The 17,126-nt window shown below is 36.9% G+C and carries 16 protein-coding genes and 1 pseudogene; 12 read left to right on the top strand and 5 right to left on the bottom strand.

The window, feature by feature from the left end; all coding sequences use genetic code 11:
• The first annotated feature begins 33 nt into the window (after positions 1-33).
• Both ED2_RS16020 and ED2_RS06915 read left to right on the top strand, forming a co-directional pair.
• Positions 34-705: a glutamate ligase domain-containing protein gene (locus ED2_RS16020; RefSeq protein WP_016177110.1), complete on the top strand. Its 672-nt coding sequence runs from the start codon at positions 34-36 to the stop codon at positions 703-705.
• 307 nt (positions 706-1,012) lie between these two features.
• On the top strand, positions 1,013-2,224 hold the full coding sequence (locus ED2_RS06915; RefSeq protein ID WP_005876337.1) for an LCP family glycopolymer transferase: 1,212 nt from the start codon (positions 1,013-1,015) through the stop codon (positions 2,222-2,224).
• Positions 2,225-2,290: 66 nt separating this feature from the next.
• On the opposite strand, the gene ED2_RS06910 is transcribed toward ED2_RS06915, so the two are convergent.
• On the bottom strand, positions 2,291-2,761 hold the full coding sequence (locus ED2_RS06910) for a TspO/MBR family protein (RefSeq protein WP_016177111.1): 471 nt from the start codon (positions 2,759-2,761) through the stop codon (positions 2,291-2,293).
• 528 nt (positions 2,762-3,289) lie between these two features.
• Here ED2_RS06910 and ED2_RS06905 point away from each other — a divergent pair.
• The 3 genes from ED2_RS06905 to ED2_RS06895 all read left to right on the top strand — a co-directional run bounded on the left by ED2_RS06905 (position 3,290) and on the right by ED2_RS06895 (position 6,873).
• Positions 3,290-5,107 (top strand): fibronectin type III domain-containing protein, encoded by a 1,818-nt coding sequence (locus ED2_RS06905; RefSeq protein ID WP_005876333.1) that lies wholly within the window; start codon positions 3,290-3,292, stop codon positions 5,105-5,107.
• 78 nt (positions 5,108-5,185) lie between these two features.
• Positions 5,186-5,764: a lytic polysaccharide monooxygenase gene (locus ED2_RS06900; RefSeq protein WP_005876331.1), complete on the top strand. Its 579-nt coding sequence runs from the start codon at positions 5,186-5,188 to the stop codon at positions 5,762-5,764.
• Positions 5,765-6,183: 419 nt separating this feature from the next.
• Positions 6,184-6,873 (top strand): YcjF family protein, encoded by a 690-nt coding sequence (locus ED2_RS06895; protein WP_005876329.1) that lies wholly within the window; start codon positions 6,184-6,186, stop codon positions 6,871-6,873.
• Positions 6,874-6,916: 43 nt separating this feature from the next.
• On the opposite strand, the pseudogene ED2_RS16365 reads toward ED2_RS06895, so the two are convergent.
• Positions 6,917-7,027 (bottom strand): annotated as a pseudogene (locus tag ED2_RS16365) (DUF3788 family protein); the annotation flags it as partial.
• A gap of 25 nt (positions 7,028-7,052) precedes the next feature.
• Positions 7,053-8,429, bottom strand: coding sequence for a 23S rRNA (uracil(1939)-C(5))-methyltransferase RlmD (gene rlmD, locus ED2_RS06890; protein WP_016177112.1), 1,377 nt, complete (start codon positions 8,427-8,429; stop codon positions 7,053-7,055).
• A 108-nt stretch (positions 8,430-8,537) separates the two neighbouring features.
• Between rlmD and recX the strand changes: the two genes are divergently transcribed.
• The 3 genes from recX to ntdP all read left to right on the top strand — a co-directional run bounded on the left by recX (position 8,538) and on the right by ntdP (position 11,139).
• Positions 8,538-9,335 carry a recombination regulator RecX gene (recX, locus tag ED2_RS06885; protein WP_005876326.1) on the top strand — a complete coding sequence of 266 codons (798 nt, stop codon included), beginning with the start codon at positions 8,538-8,540 and terminating at the stop codon, positions 9,333-9,335.
• The gene (mutY, locus tag ED2_RS06880) at positions 9,328-10,512 is read left to right on the top strand and encodes an A/G-specific adenine glycosylase (protein WP_005876324.1); all 1,185 of its coding nucleotides are present in this window, start codon (positions 9,328-9,330) and stop codon (positions 10,510-10,512) included. Before recX ends, mutY begins: the two co-directional genes overlap by 8 nt.
• Positions 10,513-10,605: 93 nt before the next feature.
• On the top strand, positions 10,606-11,139 hold the full coding sequence (gene ntdP / locus ED2_RS06875) for a nucleoside tri-diphosphate phosphatase (protein ID WP_005876322.1): 534 nt from the start codon (positions 10,606-10,608) through the stop codon (positions 11,137-11,139).
• A 72-nt stretch (positions 11,140-11,211) separates the two neighbouring features.
• On the opposite strand, the gene ED2_RS06870 is transcribed toward ntdP, so the two are convergent.
• The gene (locus ED2_RS06870) at positions 11,212-11,646 is read right to left on the bottom strand and encodes a GNAT family N-acetyltransferase (protein ID WP_005876320.1); all 435 of its coding nucleotides are present in this window, start codon (positions 11,644-11,646) and stop codon (positions 11,212-11,214) included.
• 143 nt (positions 11,647-11,789) lie between these two features.
• Here ED2_RS06870 and ED2_RS06865 point away from each other — a divergent pair, with 143 nt between their 5' ends.
• The 4 genes from ED2_RS06865 (at position 11,790) to ED2_RS06850 (ending at position 16,603) form a co-directional block, all read left to right on the top strand.
• Positions 11,790-12,908, top strand: coding sequence for an AI-2E family transporter (locus ED2_RS06865; RefSeq protein ID WP_025481369.1), 1,119 nt, complete (start codon positions 11,790-11,792; stop codon positions 12,906-12,908).
• A 160-nt stretch (positions 12,909-13,068) separates the two neighbouring features.
• On the top strand, positions 13,069-14,445 hold the full coding sequence (locus tag ED2_RS06860; protein ID WP_005876315.1) for a hemolysin family protein: 1,377 nt from the start codon (positions 13,069-13,071) through the stop codon (positions 14,443-14,445).
• A gap of 259 nt (positions 14,446-14,704) precedes the next feature.
• Positions 14,705-16,285: a peptide chain release factor 3 gene (locus tag ED2_RS06855; protein ID WP_005876313.1), complete on the top strand. Its 1,581-nt coding sequence runs from the start codon at positions 14,705-14,707 to the stop codon at positions 16,283-16,285.
• Between the two features lie 129 nt (positions 16,286-16,414).
• Complete coding sequence (locus ED2_RS06850; protein WP_005876311.1) at positions 16,415-16,603, top strand: hypothetical protein; 189 nt, start codon at positions 16,415-16,417, stop codon at positions 16,601-16,603.
• 99 nt (positions 16,604-16,702) lie between these two features.
• Here ED2_RS06850 and ED2_RS06845 read toward each other — a convergent pair whose 3' ends face one another.
• Positions 16,703-17,023 (bottom strand): DUF1827 family protein, encoded by a 321-nt coding sequence (locus ED2_RS06845; RefSeq protein ID WP_005876308.1) that lies wholly within the window; start codon positions 17,021-17,023, stop codon positions 16,703-16,705.
• Positions 17,024-17,126: the final 103 nt, after the last annotated feature.

The raw sequence follows: 17,126 nt of genomic DNA, 5'->3' as shown, positions 1-17,126 counted from the left end.
TACTCGACAACGGACCCCACTAGAGATGTTTTTGTGATCAGTACTACGCAAAAAAGAGACTATTGCAATTTAAATATCTCATTTTTCGGCAAAAAAATTTCTTTAAATCTATCGGTTGCTTCATTAGGAATGGTCTCGAATACATTAGCCACCTTGTTGACTATTTGGAAAATCAAAGGAGATATCCATCCTTACCTCGCGGCTTTTGAAACATTTAAACCGCTGACGAAAATATTAGAGAAAACCTGTTATAGATCTGATAGTGGTCCCAATTTTACATTTATTGATGATACACATAATGCATCTTTACCGGCAATGAAAAATACAATTGCTTATTTCAATGAAATCAGCCCTTTTTACCAAGGAACGAAATTATTGATCCTTGGTCAAATTGCAGATTTAGGGGAGGCGTCTAAAGAAGTCCATGAATCCTTAAAAGGACAGATGGAACAATCTACAGCAGATTATATTTTTGGCTATGGTGAACAGTTCAAGGAAATTTTCAGTGCAGAGCATCAACAATACGAAAATTTTCAATGGTTTGCTAGTTTATCTGAGATGAGTCAGCGAATTGAAACATTACTAAATGAAGATAGTTTACTCTTTGCAAAAGGATCTGTTACTGGAAGTGATTTTCAACAAATCGATAAATATATCCGAAAGATCGCAAATAAACGGAATTTGAAGAGTGAAGTCAGTGTTTAATAGGTTAAAAAAGAAGAGACAATGTCCAGGTTAAAGACAACGTTTCTTTTTTTTGACTGAAAAAAAGTATAAATATAATCTATCTATTTTAACCGAAATATGTAAAAGCGCTTTGAAAGACTAGAATTGCTACTTTTCTCTAAACAAATGCTATGGTATGATAGTTTAAGAATTTTGAAAAAATACATATAAATCAGTTATCCTTGTAATTATTATTTAAAGTTTTATTATGATTAACTAAGTGAATTGCTGAATTATTAGTTATGTGAGAAAATATTTTAACGAAAATGTGAGACAGAGGTGTATTATGAAGCGGTGGCAAAAAGTTATTTTAGCTTTTTTAGGCGTTCTTGTTATTCTGATTGGCGGGATCTCAGCTTATGGAATCAAGTTCATGGGAGAAGCAAGTAAAACAGTAGATCAAATATCTAAAAAATCAAGTCGAGTATCAACTAAGCGTGATAATAAAGTCAATATCGATGATAAGGAACCTTTTTCTGTGCTACTTTTAGGGCTAGATACAGGTGGACTTGGTCGGACAGAACAAGGTCGTTCGGATACGATGATGGTGGTTACCGTCAATCCACAACAAAAAAAATCAACGATCATCAGTCTAGATCGCGATATTTATACGAATATCGTTGGTTATGGCACCGTGGATAAGTTAAATCATGCCTATGCGTTTGGTGGCGTTGATATGGCAATGAATTCGATCGAGCAATTATTAGATATTCCCATCGATCATTATGTAACGATCAATCTAGACGGTATGGAAGATTTGATCAATGCGGTTGGGGGAATCGAAGTAAACAACAAAATCGACTTCACTCTAGATGGAGTACATGTACCGGTTGGTAAACAAACATTAGATGGAGAAAAAGGACTAGCGTATTCTCGGATGCGTCATGAAGATCCTAAAGGGGATGTTGGTCGACAAGCACGACAACGTGAAGTAGTTACCAAGATCGTGAACAAAGTGCTAAGTTTAGAAGGCGTAAGCAATTATCGTAAAATATTAAAAGCTGTTGAAAAAAATGTCACTACCGATTTAGACTGGGATGACATGTTGGATGTAGCCACAAATTATACCTCTGCTTTTGAAACGATCAAACAAGATCAATTGCAAGGAAAAGATGCAATGATCGATAATATTTATTATCAGATACTAGGTCAAAATGATCTGTTAGCTATCCAAAATGAATTGAAAAAACAGTTAGAGATCAAGACAAGTGATACATTGCCAAACTTAAAGAATGATAACGCGTCTTACATGTTCTATGATGACTCAGATGGTTCGGATGGAGAAAACACGGATGCTGGAACTACCAACAGCAGTTCAAGCTATTATTCTCAAGACACGAGTCAGTATGACAATCAATACAATAATGATACGACCCAAAATGGGTACCAAGATAATGGCCAGAATTACGATCAAAACTATGATCAGAACTACGATCAGAACTATAATCAAAATTATGACCAGAACTACGATCAAAATTACGACCAAAATGGCTATTAAAAAAAGAAGCACTCGCGTTTGTTCAACTCCCGCGAGTGTTTCTTTTTATGCAAAAAATGAAGGCTATCAATTCAAAAAGTAGATAGAATAATTCAATAAGGTAGCAAATAGCACCCATAAATAGTATGGAACAAGTAGCCACATCACTAAACGAAAATGTAGCCATAAATGATAGAGTAAGATCGTTAAGACAATGACTAGGATAGTAATATCAACAGCGGCAATAAAATTACTTTGCAAATTAAAGAATAAAGCAGACCAAAGAAAGTTACAGATAAATTGGATAACGAATAGTGTAAGAAGTTTACGCTTTAATTTTCTCTCATCCATTTGCGTTATAAAGTATAGTGCCATACCCATTAAGATATAGAGTACTGTCCACATCGGTCCGAAGATCCAACTTGGTGGCGCGAACGGAGGCAAGTCTAATGAATAATAGTAACTTCCAGGATTGCCACTAAGTAGCCCTGATATAAATCCTAGGATAACGATTCCCACTGTACATAACCAAAAACGAAAATCTTTTAATATAACCATTTTATTATCTCCCTTCTATGATTTAAGTTTACCATGAACATTTCAGACATACTCAAATTTACTCTGAGGATCCAAAAGGTAAAAGTAATCATTCGGTTAGCTATTATTTTAGTTGAAGGCTAGATAGAAGTATTTGACGTTTTGAAAATCAGCCATTTAGTCCTATTTAGAATGAGTGTAGGACAAAAGTAAGAAACACTTTTGTCTCATTCTTTAAAAACGAATAAACGGTGGGAGCAGAAGCAACGCCTTCGGAAATAAGCCGAAATTCACAAAAATTTGAAAAGCAATTTCCGTTAAATTCTTCTTATTTCTCGGAGTTAAACACTTCTGTCCCAGCCTCATTTGTACTACTCTTTCTTAGTTTTAAACTGATTTTTAGCAACAATCATGCTAAAGTTAGAATTTGACTTTAATAAATTAAATAACGTTAATATTGTTTTATTTGTTATTTTCTAAATGTTATCATTTATATGTAATCGTTTACATAAATATTTTTAATAACAAAAATATGATAGGAGTGGGGAAATGGAGAAAAAGTTTAAAAGATTATTTGTAGGAGCGGCGCTTTGTAGTTTGCTGATTGCACCGTTATTGTTAGATGCAGAGGAAACATTGGCAACAGAACAAAGTAGTAAACAACAAGCAGATTTTGGGGTTGGTCAAGGTATTCAGTGGGGAGATCAAGTGGTCGCTCCTTTTGTGGACATGACTGCTTATAGCTCAAAAGAAGATCTTTCAAGCAACGGTGCGCTAGATCTTGCAGCAGTTGCAAAGAAGACAGGGCAAAAATTCTTTAATTTAGGATTCATGCAGGCAAAAGGAGTTAAAAATGACAGAATTGACTGGGCTTGGGGTGGCTTTAGTGGACTAAGCGAGAGTGACAATGATCAATGGCAATATGAAGGAATCAAAAAATCAATTCGTGAATTGAGAGGAATCGGTGGTGATGTGGCGATTTCTTTTGGTGGATTGAATTCTGGTGCTTTTTGGGAAACGACACAAGATATTTCTATTTTAGCTAATTCATACACCGAAATCATCCAAGGCTATGGCCTTACTCGAGTCGATTTCGATGTGGAAGCGGCAGCAATGGGCTATCAAGAAAATTTAGCAAATGCAAAAGCAATCAGACAAGTCCAAGAAAAAACGGGTGTAGAAGTGACATTGACTTTACCAGTTATGGATACTGGGCTGATTTCGACAGGATTGTCTGTACTACAAGCCTATTTAGAGGCAGGAGTAGAGCTAACTACAGTTAATTTGATGACGATGTGTTATGGCAGTGTCGTTCCTGACTACGCACAAGGTTCTTTAGATGCAGTAGACAATACGATGGTTCAATTGAAGGATTATTACAAGCGTTTCACCAACACGACGTTAACAGATGAACAAGCATATGCAAGACTAGGCACAACGCCTTCGATTGGATTTGAAAGCAAAGCACATCCGTATTTTACAACAGCAATGCTCAATAAGGTTATCCAACATGCAAAAGAAAAGAAAATCGGTATGGTTTCTTACTGGTCAATGAACCGAGATGCAATGGTGGATGGTGGGCAAGGTAAAGTCAAAAATCAATATGAATTTTTAACGGTCGCTCAACAATTTGGCAAAGATACTCCATCACCAGAAGATTTTGAAAAACCATCTACACCAACTGATTTACATGGAGTGGCTTCCTCTGATTCGATCTCATTGTCATGGACTGCATCCACAGACAACGTTCAAGTATCTCATTATAATATTTACGAAGAAAATCGTTTGGCGGGAACAAGTAAAGTACCGAATTTCCTTCATAAAGGACTAAAACCAGCTACGACTTATTCTTATACGGTAGAAGCAGTGGACACAGCGGGGAATAAGTCAGAACGTTCTGCTATTTTGTCGCTTAAAACTAATGATGAAACGGAAGGCCAGCTACCAGTACCTTCTGTGCCACTTCAATTGACAGCTAAAAATATTCTACAGAATAAATTAACGTTAACATGGGTGAAAAATACACCGAATGAACAAGTGATGCACTATGCTATTTATCGTGACGGCATTCGTATAGGTGTCAGTGAAACGAATGAATTTGAAGATACTAATTTAGATGCTAGTACAACTTACACTTATCAAGTCAAAGCAATCAACCAATCTGGATCATCTGATTTCAGTCAAGCAATCACTGTTAAAACATTGGATGAAGATAGCCAAGGAAATACTTGGACAACTAATCAAGCCTACAGTATTGGAAGTATCGTAACTTATGGTGGATCTAGTTATCGCTGCTTACAAGCACATACATCAATTGCTGGTTGGACACCAGATATCGTACCAGCTTTATGGGAAAAAATCAGTTAAAAATCATAAAAGCATAATGTTTGTCATTAATAAGGAAAGCGATTACAATGAACCCATCAACTAATAGGAGGTTCATTCATGAAGAAGCTTAATGTCTTATTGTTTGTCGGTGTAGTCATGTTAGGATTGTTTGGATTCGGTACTTCTGGGTTTGCACATGGATATGTCACTTCCCCTGGAAGCCGTGCTTATTTTGGTACGGCAGCAGCGGGTAATTTGAATCAAAATGTTGGGCGTGCACAGTGGGAGCCACAAAGTATCGAAGCACCTAAAAATACATTTATTGATGGAAAATTAGCAAGTGCTGGAGTCACTGGGTTTGAACCATTGGATGAGCAAACGGCAACAAGATGGCATAAAAGTGTGATCAATCCTGGTAATTTGACTATTTCATGGAACCTAACTGCGCAACATCGAACAAGCACATGGGATTACTATATAACAAAAACAGGTTGGAATCCTAATACACCATTGAAAATCAGCGATTTTGAATTGATTGCGCAAATTGATGATAAAGCAACTGTACCACCTAAAATCGTCAATCAAACAATCACTGTTCCGCAAGATCGCAAAGGCTACCATGTGATTTTAGCTGTGTGGAATATCAGTGATACCACCAATGCTTTTTATCAAGCAATTGATGTAAATATCCAATAATAAGTAAATATCAATTAGGTTGGATAGCAGTGCTACCCCTAAATGAATAGGTCAAAATGCACGTAACTTCAAATTTTTGCGAGTCTTCATTTATTTTTCATGGAGTTTCTACTGTTCCAATAGTTTATTCAATCCTATAGAGTGAGGGAAAAGTGAGTGTACTTTTCTCTCGCTTTTTTTTGTGAGTCAATGATTTTGGTTCAGTAACAGGTTATTGTATCATGGAACTACACGGACATCAGGAAAATGTCTCGCTTAAAGAAACAAATAGGAAATCACTATGTGTGTATGTTGAAGCTTTGGATGTATCAAAATAGCTAATTGCCCTTTTTGGTCACCTTTGGCATATACAGAGAATGAGTGTTCTTCCCTTCAATCCATAAAGAAGAATGTTTTCAGTAATAAGGAGGAATCAATCGATGAGATTGTTAAATAAAAAAACAAAAGTTAGTAAAGAAAAGAGTAAAGAACAGGAAGTTGAGCCATTACTTTCAGAGAAATTAGACCAAGAAGAATTTGACTCTTTTTTCTCTGAAGTACTTAAAAAAATCCCACAAAAGACATCAAAGGTTATTTTGAATACGTACGAAAAATCAAAAAAAGTGGCCGAAACGATTCTGGAGAAAAATCAAGTGAAATTTGACCATGTGTTCGAAGATTTTTTAAAAGGGGTAGATCCAATCACTCGAAAAAAAAGCCATCGTATCATTCATGCTGCTTCATTGACAGCAGCGATCATCGGATGTTCTCCTATTCCATTTTCAGATGCTTTTTTATTGGTTCCGGTTCAGTTGACAATGATGGCTCGTTTGCATAAGCTATTCGGCCAGCCATGGTCTGAAAGTCTTGGAAAAAGTTTGTCAAAAGAATTAGTGGTGGTTAGCCTAGGCAGAAGTGCGGTGGGAAATCTCGTGAAATTTGTGCCAGCTGTTGGAACAGTTACAGGAGCTGCTATCAACGCGACTGTTGCTAGTGCAATTACAGAATCACTAGGTTGGGTCACTGTGAAAATGTTGAATGATGGAGAGGATATCTTTGAACAAGTCATGTCATTCAAAGGACAGTTCCAAACCTTATTTCGGGCGTTGAAGACTGTCAGCAAAAAATAAACGAACGTGGGACAAATCTAAAAATCAGTTTTGTTACAGACTCTTGAATAAACGGCGGGAGCAGAAGCAACTCCTTCGGAAATAAGCCGAAATTCACAAAAATTTGAAAAATAATTTTCGTTAATTTCTTCTTATTTCTCGGAGTTAAACACTTCTATCTCGATCTTTTTCGATTAAGTCTATTTTTTTGTTAGCTTTACAACAACTTCACAACGGGCAGTTTGAGGGAACATATCAACAGATTGTAGATACTCGACCTGAAATTTTTTGCTTAATTCAACAAGGTCACGTGCCAGTGTTGAGACGTTGCAGGAAATATAGACAAGTTTAGTTGGCGGATAGGCTAAGATTGCTTGGATCAATTGAGGATCAAGTCCAGTTCTTGGCGGATCAACGATGATACCATCTGGCTTAAATCCTTCTTTTAGCCATTTGGGTAATAATTCTTCGGCTGTTCCTACTTCATAGCGTGTATTCTGATAGCCCAAACGTTCTGCGTTTTTTCTGGCATCAGCGATAGCTTGAGGAACTGTATCCATTCCACGGATCTCTTTCGCCTGTTTTGCTACACTTAACCCGATCGTTCCTACTCCACAATAGGCATCAACGATCGTTTCGTTTGGTTGGATAGCTAATGCTTTGATTCCTTCGCCATAGAGAATTTCTGTTTGCTGTGGGTTCAATTGAAAGAAAGCACGAGGAGAAAGATCAAATGTCACTTCGCTGATATGCTCTTCAATTGCCTCTTTCCCCCATAAATGAAGGGTCTCATCACCCATCACTAGGGAAGTTTTATTTGGTTGTACATTTTGCATGATCGAAACAACTTCTGGTAATCTTTGATTGATCTCACGAATGAGTACATTTTTTTGAGGGAATTTCCGACTTCGAGTAATAAAGACCACTTGCAACTCGCCTGTTTTGATTCCGACTCGGACCATGATCGTTCGGAAGATGCCGCTGTTGCTCCTTTCATCATAAATAGGAAGATTATGCTTATTCAAAAGGGTCACTACCGTATTCATTACCTTTTGTGTTCTTGGTTCTTGGACTAAGCAATCAGTCAATGGCACAAGTTCGTGCGAATTTGCTTGGTACAGTCCTGCTTCTATTTTTTGTGTTTTTTTATTTTTTCTTAGCTGAAATTGTGCCTTGTTACGATAGTGCCAAGGATCAGACATTCCAATCGTAGGACGCAGTTGATAGGAACGGTATCCTTCTGGTTTGAATTTTTCAAGAGATTGCAAAAGTAAGTCTTTTTTGAAGTCGAGTTGGGCATGGTAAGCCAAATGCTGTAACTGACAACCACCGCATTCATAATAGACTGGACATGGAGCAACTACCCGATCCTTACTTTCTTTTTTGATTTTAACAAGCTGTCCTTCTGCATAACGAGGTGTAGCCTTTGTGATTTTCACAAGTACTTCTTCTTTGGGAAGGGCGTAAGGAACAAAGATGATCAATCGTTTAAAGTAACCGATACCTTCACCGTTGATGCCTAAACGCTTGATTTTCAAAGGGATGGTCTGGCCATTTTTGACAATAGTTTCTGTCATAAGTATCTTCCTTTTTTCTAATAGTGTGGCTTTATTCTAACATATAAAAAGAAAAGATGGGGATTTTCTATGGTATCATAGGAATATATGTTCGAAGGGAGAGAGTCGATGATAACTGTTACTAGAATCAGCAAGGGCAAGGGTCCTTTTTATCAAGTTGATTTATCTGAAGGAGATGCATTGCGAGTATCGGAAGATATTTTAGTTCGCTATCGCTTATTGAAGGGTCAAGAGTTGACTGATGAAACGCTACAAGAGATAAGAAAGAGTAGCGGATTTGATTTTGGCTTTCAGCAAGCCCTCAATTACTTGAGTTATCAACTGCGTTCTGAAAAAGAAATCAGAACATATTTAAAAGATAAAGAAATCAATCTTGAAGACCGCAATAAAATCGTTGAACGGTTAAAAGAATTGGATTTGATCAATGACTTGGTTTATGGAGAAAGTTTTGTACGGACCAATGTGAGGTTAAGTGATAAAGGGCCCAAGAAATTAGCACAACAATTACAACAAAAGGGTTTGAAGCCAGAGATAATCGAACAGGCGTTGTTTCAATATCCTGATACAGATCAACAAACGATTGCTATGCAAGTAGCGGAAAAACTGTATCATAAAAATCATGGGAAAAGCCACAAGGAACTTATAAGAAAGATCCAACAAAATCTTTTAACAAAGGGATTTACACAAGAAGCCATCCAACAAGCAATAGCAAATCTGCCGCAAGAAGTAGATCAGGAGCAAGAATATGATCTTTTAGTAATACAGGGAGAAAAATTGTGGCGTAAAAATTTACGATTTGAACCGAAAAAAAGAAAAATGAAAATCAAACAAAGTTTATATCAAAAAGGATTTGATCTAGAGATGATCCAACGTTTTATTACGGAAAAGGAAGAAGAATGTGAATAAAGAATGGGAAAAATGGACAAGTGAGCAGAAAAAAGAATTCCAAAGGATTTTTATCGAATGGTACGAAAAAGAAAAGCGTAACCTTCCTTGGCGTTACAACCAAGACCCTTACCGAATTTGGATTTCTGAAATCATGCTTCAACAAACGCGTGTCGATACAGTGATTGATTATTTCTATCGTTTCATGGAGTGGTTTCCCACAATCGAATCGCTAGCAAATGCTCCAGAAGAAAAACTGCTTAAAGCTTGGGAAGGACTTGGCTACTATTCGAGAGTCCGAAACATCCAAACTGCGGCAAAACAAATCATGACTGAATATGGCGGGGAAATGCCTCGCACGCCGGAAGAAATAAGTAAATTGAAGGGGATCGGTCCATACACGACTGGTGCAATTTCGAGTATAGCTTTTGGTTTGCCTGAGCCAGCAATCGACGGAAATGTCATGAGGGTAGTCAGTCGGCTATTTTGTATTGAAGAAGATATTGCAAAAGCATCGAGTAGAAAAACCTTTGATGAAGCAATGCGAAGTATCATTGATGAGAATCATCCAGGTGAGTTCAATCAAGCATTGATGGATCTAGGATCAGCTATTTGTACACCCACCTCACCACTTTGTGAGGAATGTCCTATCCAGGCTTTTTGTCTGGCAAAACAGGAAGGAAAGCAACCGCAGTATCCAGTAAAAACAAAAAAGGAAAAACCAAAAGACATTTATTATATTTGTGCAGCTATCCAGAATGAAGCGGGTGCCTATTATTTTGAAGAAAGGCATACACAAAAATTACTAGCAAAAATGTGGACATTTCCGATGCTGGAAGTGACAAAAGAAACATACCATCTTTTAAAAGAAGAGTGGGCGCAATCATATGAACCTGACTTATTTGCGGAGTCGCTGGTGGCGGAAGAAGAAGGGCATATACTACCCTTTGCTTTTTCTGATGAGCTGATTTGGCAAAAGCGTCATTTGGGAGAAGTAACCCATCTTTTCAGTCATTTGAAATGGCATGTGCTTCTTTTCTATGGTCGTATACCCGCACATTCAGAAAATGTACTAAGTGAAACGAAAAACGCACGCTGGTTAAATCCCAATGGCTTTAATGACGTTGCTTTTCCGAAAGTTCAAGTCAAATTGTTGGAACAACTTGAGAAAAATCGAAACAATAGTAATCCTTTCTAGGCAAAGCACTTTTTTATTGATATAATAATTACGATGTCGGTGTAATGAACACCCAAACACAAAGCATGAGATGCTGCGTAAGGAAGGGTTGCTATGGGAGTCCCAAAAGAAGGCGAGTTTGTAACGATCCAAAGTTATAAACATGACGGCAAATTGCATCGAACGTGGCGTGATACCATGGTATTAAAAACAAGTGAGCATTCAATGATCGGTGTTAATGATCACACTCTTGTAACAGAGTCTGATGGCCGGCGTTGGGTAACTCGAGAACCAGCAATCGTTTATTTTCACAAAAAATACTGGTTCAATGTAATAGCAATGATTCGAGAAAAGGGGGTTTCCTATTATTGTAATCTAGCTTCACCTTTTTTGCTGGACGATGAGGCACTAAAGTATATTGATTATGATTTAGATATCAAAGTTTTTCCTGATGGTGAAAAACGATTACTAGATGTCGATGAATATGAGATGCATAGCCAAATGATGAATTATCCAAATGATATCGACTTTATCCTAAAAGAAAATGTGAAGATCTTGGTTGACTGGATCAATAATGGTGATGGCCCTTTCTCCGAAGGCTATATTGATATTTGGTATAACCGTTACAAGCAATTGTCGCGCAAGTAGAAAGAAAAACAGTAAGGCAAAGATCATGTCTTTGTGCTTACTGTTTTTTTCGTGATTTTTATACTTAGTTGGTCAAAATTCTTTTTTCATATGGACATGCGGCATGCCAGCATCTTCAAAAGGTTCACCATATGCTTGAAAGCCTAATTTTTCATAAAAGGCTTCCGCTGTTGCTTGAGCGCCAAGTAAGATCGTGTTGTAACCTCGCTTTTTTGAAAATACTTCGGCTTCTTCGACCAAAATCTTGCCTAGTCCTTGGTGACGATACTCTGCTAAGATCGCCATGCGTTGTAACTTCATTTTCCCATTCTCCAATGGAAGCAGTCGGACCGTGCCACAAGGTTTTTTTTCATCTGAATAAAGAACGAAATGGACACAATGGGCCTCATCTTTGTCTATTTCTCTTGTTAGAGGGACACCTTGCTCGACGACGAACACTTGATTTCTGATGCGAACCGCATCGAGATAGATAGTACTCAAGGTATCTTTTGTTTGCACTACTTTCATCTTGTAGCCACCTTTCATTTTTTCTAGTATACTTTAAAGAAAAATAATTGAAAAGTAGATAAAAAAATCAAATTTTAGTAAGAATAAAAGAAATTTTTACCAATATGCTATATACTGGTAAAAAAGACGAAAGGGGAAAAACATTGTTTGAAAAATTAAAACAATCAAAACTAATGTTTTGGTCTTGTGAACTACTCATATTAGCTACATTGATTTTCGTTTCTTCAAAAATCAATTTTATTTTTCAACCGATCGGGACATTCTTTTCAACGCTATTCGCACCAGTTTTGACTGCTGGATTTCTGTATTATCTACTAAATCCGATTGTAAAACTGTTGATGAAAGCAAAAATCAAACGTGTCTGGGCAGTGGCGATCGTATTACTTTTATTAGTAGCAGCAATCATCTGGATTTTGCTGAGTGTCATCCCAAGTTTGATCCAGCAAATTTCTTCATTAGCTTCTAACATACCTGATTTTCTCAAACAGGTTGAAAGTTGGTTGATCCAAGTATCTGATTTACCGATCTTCAAGGAAGTAAATATCAATAAATATTTTGAACAACTAGATATTTCCTATGGAACGATCATCCAACAATTTTTAAGCGGAGTATCAACTAGCCTTGGTTCAATCGTTGGAACAATTGCTTCTGCTACGATCGTGATCATTACAGTCCCATTTGTTTTGTTCTATATGCTGAAGGATAGTGAAAAATTAGTACCAAATATCCAACAGTTCTTTCCAGAAAAAAGAAGAGAACAAATCATGGAATTGCTTGGGCAATTAAATAAAACATTAGCGAACTATATCAGTGGACAGGCAATTGAGTGTTTGTTCGTTGGAACATTTACGTTTTTAGGGTACATGATTCTTGGTGTAGATTATGCGTTTCTTTTCGGAGTGATTGCAGGGCTAACAAATTTAATTCCATATTTGGGGCCTTATCTAGGATTAGCTCCCGCATTTCTAGTTACAGTCTTCAACGAGCCAGTTAAAGCATTGCTTTGTTGTGTCGTGGTATTGATCGTGCAGCAATTAGACGGAAATATCATCTATCCAAATGTGATTGGCAAATCATTGAATATCCATCCATTAACGATCATCATTGTTCTACTGGTTGCAGGGAATATTGCTGGCTTAATGGGTATCTTCTTAGGTGTACCGTTTTATGCAATCTGCAAGACGATCATTTCTTATGTTATCAAGATCGTCAAAGAAGATAAACAAAATGAAAACAAGAAAAAAATCGCAACAACTTTGTGACGTAAATTCTGAATGAAGAATGAAAGTAACGGATATAAACATTTGTTTTTATTGTAAAGGAAATGCCTTTGTGATAACATTTTAGCGTGGCTATCTTTTTAGTCACGCTTTTTTTCTATCGTAAACTAAAAATTTTAAATTATAAGGAGAGAATGCGATTATGAATGCTGACCCTGAGAGTCAGTCGCTGTTAGCGCAAATTTTATTACTGATCATTTTGACTTTGATCAATGCTTTTTTAGCTGCTTCCGAGATTGCAGTGGTTTCGATCAATAAAAATCGAATCGAGCAAAAGGCGGAAGAAGGAGATACCAAATCTCAAAAGCTTTTAAAAATATTGCAGAACCCAAATAACTTCCTGTCAACGATCCAAGTAGGGATTACATTAGTCAATATCCTATCTGGTGCATCATTAGCCAATACACTGTCAGAACGATTAGCCCCTGTCTTAGGTGGTGGAGTGGCAGCTAAAAACATTGCCAACATCATTGTATTAGCTATTTTGACCTATGTATCCATTGTATTTGGAGAATTGTATCCAAAACGTATCGCGTTGAACAAGTCAGAAGAGGTAGCGAATTTTACTTCTGGAATGATTCGTACGATCGGTATAGTAGCTAAACCATTCGTTTGGCTTTTATCTGCTTCAACTAGTTTGTTAGCAAGGATCACACCGATGACTTTTGACGACGAAGATTCGAAAATGACCAGAGATGAAATGCGGTATATGCTGGAGACTGAAGGCGTACTGAACAATGAAGAATTAGAAATGTTACAGGGCGTTTTTTCTTTAGATACCAAAGTTGCACGCGAAGTGATGGTTCCTCGAACAGATGCTTTTATGATCGATATCAATGACTCCGTTGAAGATAATGTCAATGAAGTTTTATCAGAAAATTATTCAAGGATTCCTGTATATAATGAAGATAAAGATAAAGTAGTCGGAATCTTGCACACGAAGAATTTATTGAAAGCCGCACATAAATTTGGCTTTGATCATTTAGATCTACAAAAGATCATGCAAGAACCATTGTTTGTCCCAGAAACGATATTTATTGATGATCTTTTATATGAAATGAAAAAAACACAAAATCAAATGGCAATCTTGCTTGACGAATACGGCGGCGTAGTAGGTTTGGCAACATTAGAAGACTTATTAGAAGAAATCGTTGGGGAAATCGATGATGAATCAGATGAAGTCGAAAACCTTTATGAAAAAGTAGATGAACATGAATACCTTATCCAAGGACGCATGTTGATCGATGAATTCAACGAAGCCTTTGATAGTGATTTGCACATGAGCGATGTTGATACTATGGCTGGATACTTGATCACAGCCTTAGGAATGATTCCTGATGAAGGTGAGAAACTGTCCTTTGATGTTGACAACATCACTTTGATCTCTGAAGAAATGGAAGGTTCTAGAATATTGAAGATTCGAGTGCTATTCCATGATCCAGAAGAAATGGAAGCAGAACCTGATGAGGAACGTCGCTATTTCAGAAAAGAATTTGAAGATGACGAACCAAGAAGATAAGCAAGTTATTGTTTGAAGAGTAATATGACTTGTAAGAATAGATGTGTTGCGTAAGAGCAGCATGTCTATTCTTTTTTGAACGTATAGATCAATTTCGCAAGAAATCTTGATGTCATGGCTTTTTCAATCACTTAATCCATGCTATACTGATTTAGTTGTGAAAAGAAGAGGCTGAGACAAAAGTGTTTCTTACTTTTGTCCCACGCTCTAGAGGATCTAGATGAACATTAAATAAAAGATGAAAGAATGGAGTTAAACTATGAACAATCCAGAGTTAAAACAACAAGTGGACAATCGGCGTACTTTTGCCATTATTTCCCATCCGGATGCAGGGAAAACAACGATTACTGAACAATTATTATTATTCGGTGGCGCGATTCGCCAAGCAGGAACAGTCAAAGGAAAAAAGACTGGTAATTTTGCTAAATCTGACTGGATGGAGATCGAGAAGCAACGCGGTATCTCTGTTACGAGTTCAGTGATGCAATTTGATTATCATGGAAAAAGAGTCAACATCCTGGATACACCAGGACACGAGGATTTTTCAGAAGATACGTATCGTACATTGATGGCAGTGGATAGCGCAGTCATGGTCATCGATAGTGCAAAAGGGATCGAAGCTCAGACCAAAAAACTATTCAAAGTTGTTAAAAAACGGGGAATTCCGATTTTTACATTTATCAATAAACTCGATCGTGATGGTCGCGAGCCTTTGGAACTTTTAGAAGAATTAGAAGAGTTGTTAGATATCGAATCTTATCCAATGAATTGGCCAATCGGCATGGGGAAAGGCCTAGAAGGATTATACGATATCCATCACAACCGTATCGAATTTTATCGTCCGGAAAACTATAACGATGAACGGTTGATCGAGTTAGATGAAGATGGCTTACTGCCAGATGGACATCCGCTAACAGAAAATTCATTGTATGAACAAGTACTTGAAGAAGTTGAATTGCTCAAAGAAGCAGGGGACTCATTCAATGAAGAGAAAATTGCTCGCGGGGATCAAACGCCTGTATTCTTTGGCTCAGCGTTAACGAATTTTGGTGTACAGACTTTTCTAGAAACATTCGTGGAATTAGCTCCATCTCCTTATAGTCATAAGACACAAGACGAACAAACTGTTAGCCCCTACGAAGAAGAATTTTCAGGCTTCGTGTTTAAAATCCAAGCAAACATGAATCCAGCACATCGGGACCGCATCGCATTTGTTCGCGTTTGTTCTGGTACATTTGAACGTGGAATGGATGTTTCATTGGAGCGTACAGGTAAAAAATTAAAATTGAGCAACGTGACGCAATTTATGGCTGATTCACGTGAAAATGTCGAAAAAGCTGTAGCAGGGGACATCATCGGAGTTTACGATACAGGGAATTACCAAATAGGGGATACTTTATATGAAGGAAAATTAAAAGTTGCATATGAAGAATTACCGTCCTTTACACCAGAACTTTTCATGAAAGTTACTGCCAAAAATGTGATGAAACAAAAATCTTTCCATAAAGGAATCTATCAATTGGTCCAAGAAGGAGCAATCCAATTATACAAAACGTATTTGACTGAAGAATATATCATTGGTGCAGTGGGACAACTACAATTTGAAGTATTTCAGTACCGAATGTTGAATGAGTACAATGCGGAAGTCATCATGTCACCGATGGGGCATAAAATTGCTCGATGGATCGATCCTGAAGATTTAGATGAACGAATGAGCTCAAGTCGTAATATCTTAGCGCGTGACCGTTTTGATCAACCATTGTTCTTATTTGAGAATCAGTTTGCGGAACGCTGGTTTGCAGATAAATACCCAGATGTAAAACTGAAAAGCTTATTATAAAAGAAAAAACTCTTTTCCGATAAATCGGGAAGGAGTTTTTTCTTAATTTGAGAAAAATAAATAAATCTTTATTCTTTAGGTGAATTACAATTGATTTGCGTACCTATAGAAGAGATGAGGTGAAAGATTATGGAAACAGAGGAACAACGTAAAGACAGGATTGCAAAAAAGAAATTAGAAATGCAACGTCTTTGCCGAATGTTGGATATAGAAGACTGGGATCAAAATGAATGGCTTCTCAGAGAAGTACGCTCAATTGTCCAAAAAGAAAAGAAAGCGAAAAAAGAGGCGGAAAAATCAACAGGGAACAAAGTATGAAGTGTGGCAACTTCGAAAAGCATAATGAAGAAACATCTACATACAAAAACTCCTTGAAAGTCAATCTGACTTTCAAGGAGTTGCTCTATTTAATAGTCTTTACATTGCGAACTCGGTATCCAAGTGATGTTTAGGGATAGAAATCTCCACTAACCCAGCTAATTCGATGACTTTGATTTCTTCTTCATGATACACAGCGTCATGGATTTTTTTCAAGAAATATTTTTTTACTTCTTCAATTTCTTTTGGCTGTACTTTTCGATTTTCATTGATCAGCAAGATTTCATTATGTTCAGGGGCTTCAGTATAGACAATTGTCGTATTTCCTGCAGTATACACTTTTACCATATGAGCATCGGTATTCTCTAATTGATTTAATACTAAACGTGAATGGCTATTCGTTACATTAACAAATTTCATGGCGCTCACCTCATTTATGTAGTTTTTTAGATACAACCTTAGTTAATTATAATTTTTTTTTAATCAAATGAACAGTATTTTGATTTCTATAGAAAAAACAAAC

Origin of the sequence: Enterococcus durans NBRC 100479 = LMG 10746, from assembly GCF_001544215.1 — a bacterium.
In the GTDB taxonomy this organism is placed as follows: Bacteria; Bacillota; Bacilli; order Lactobacillales; family Enterococcaceae; genus Enterococcus_B; species Enterococcus_B durans.
The sequence above is the reverse complement of the archived record's forward strand: the minus strand, read 5'-3'. Positions and strand labels throughout refer to the sequence as shown.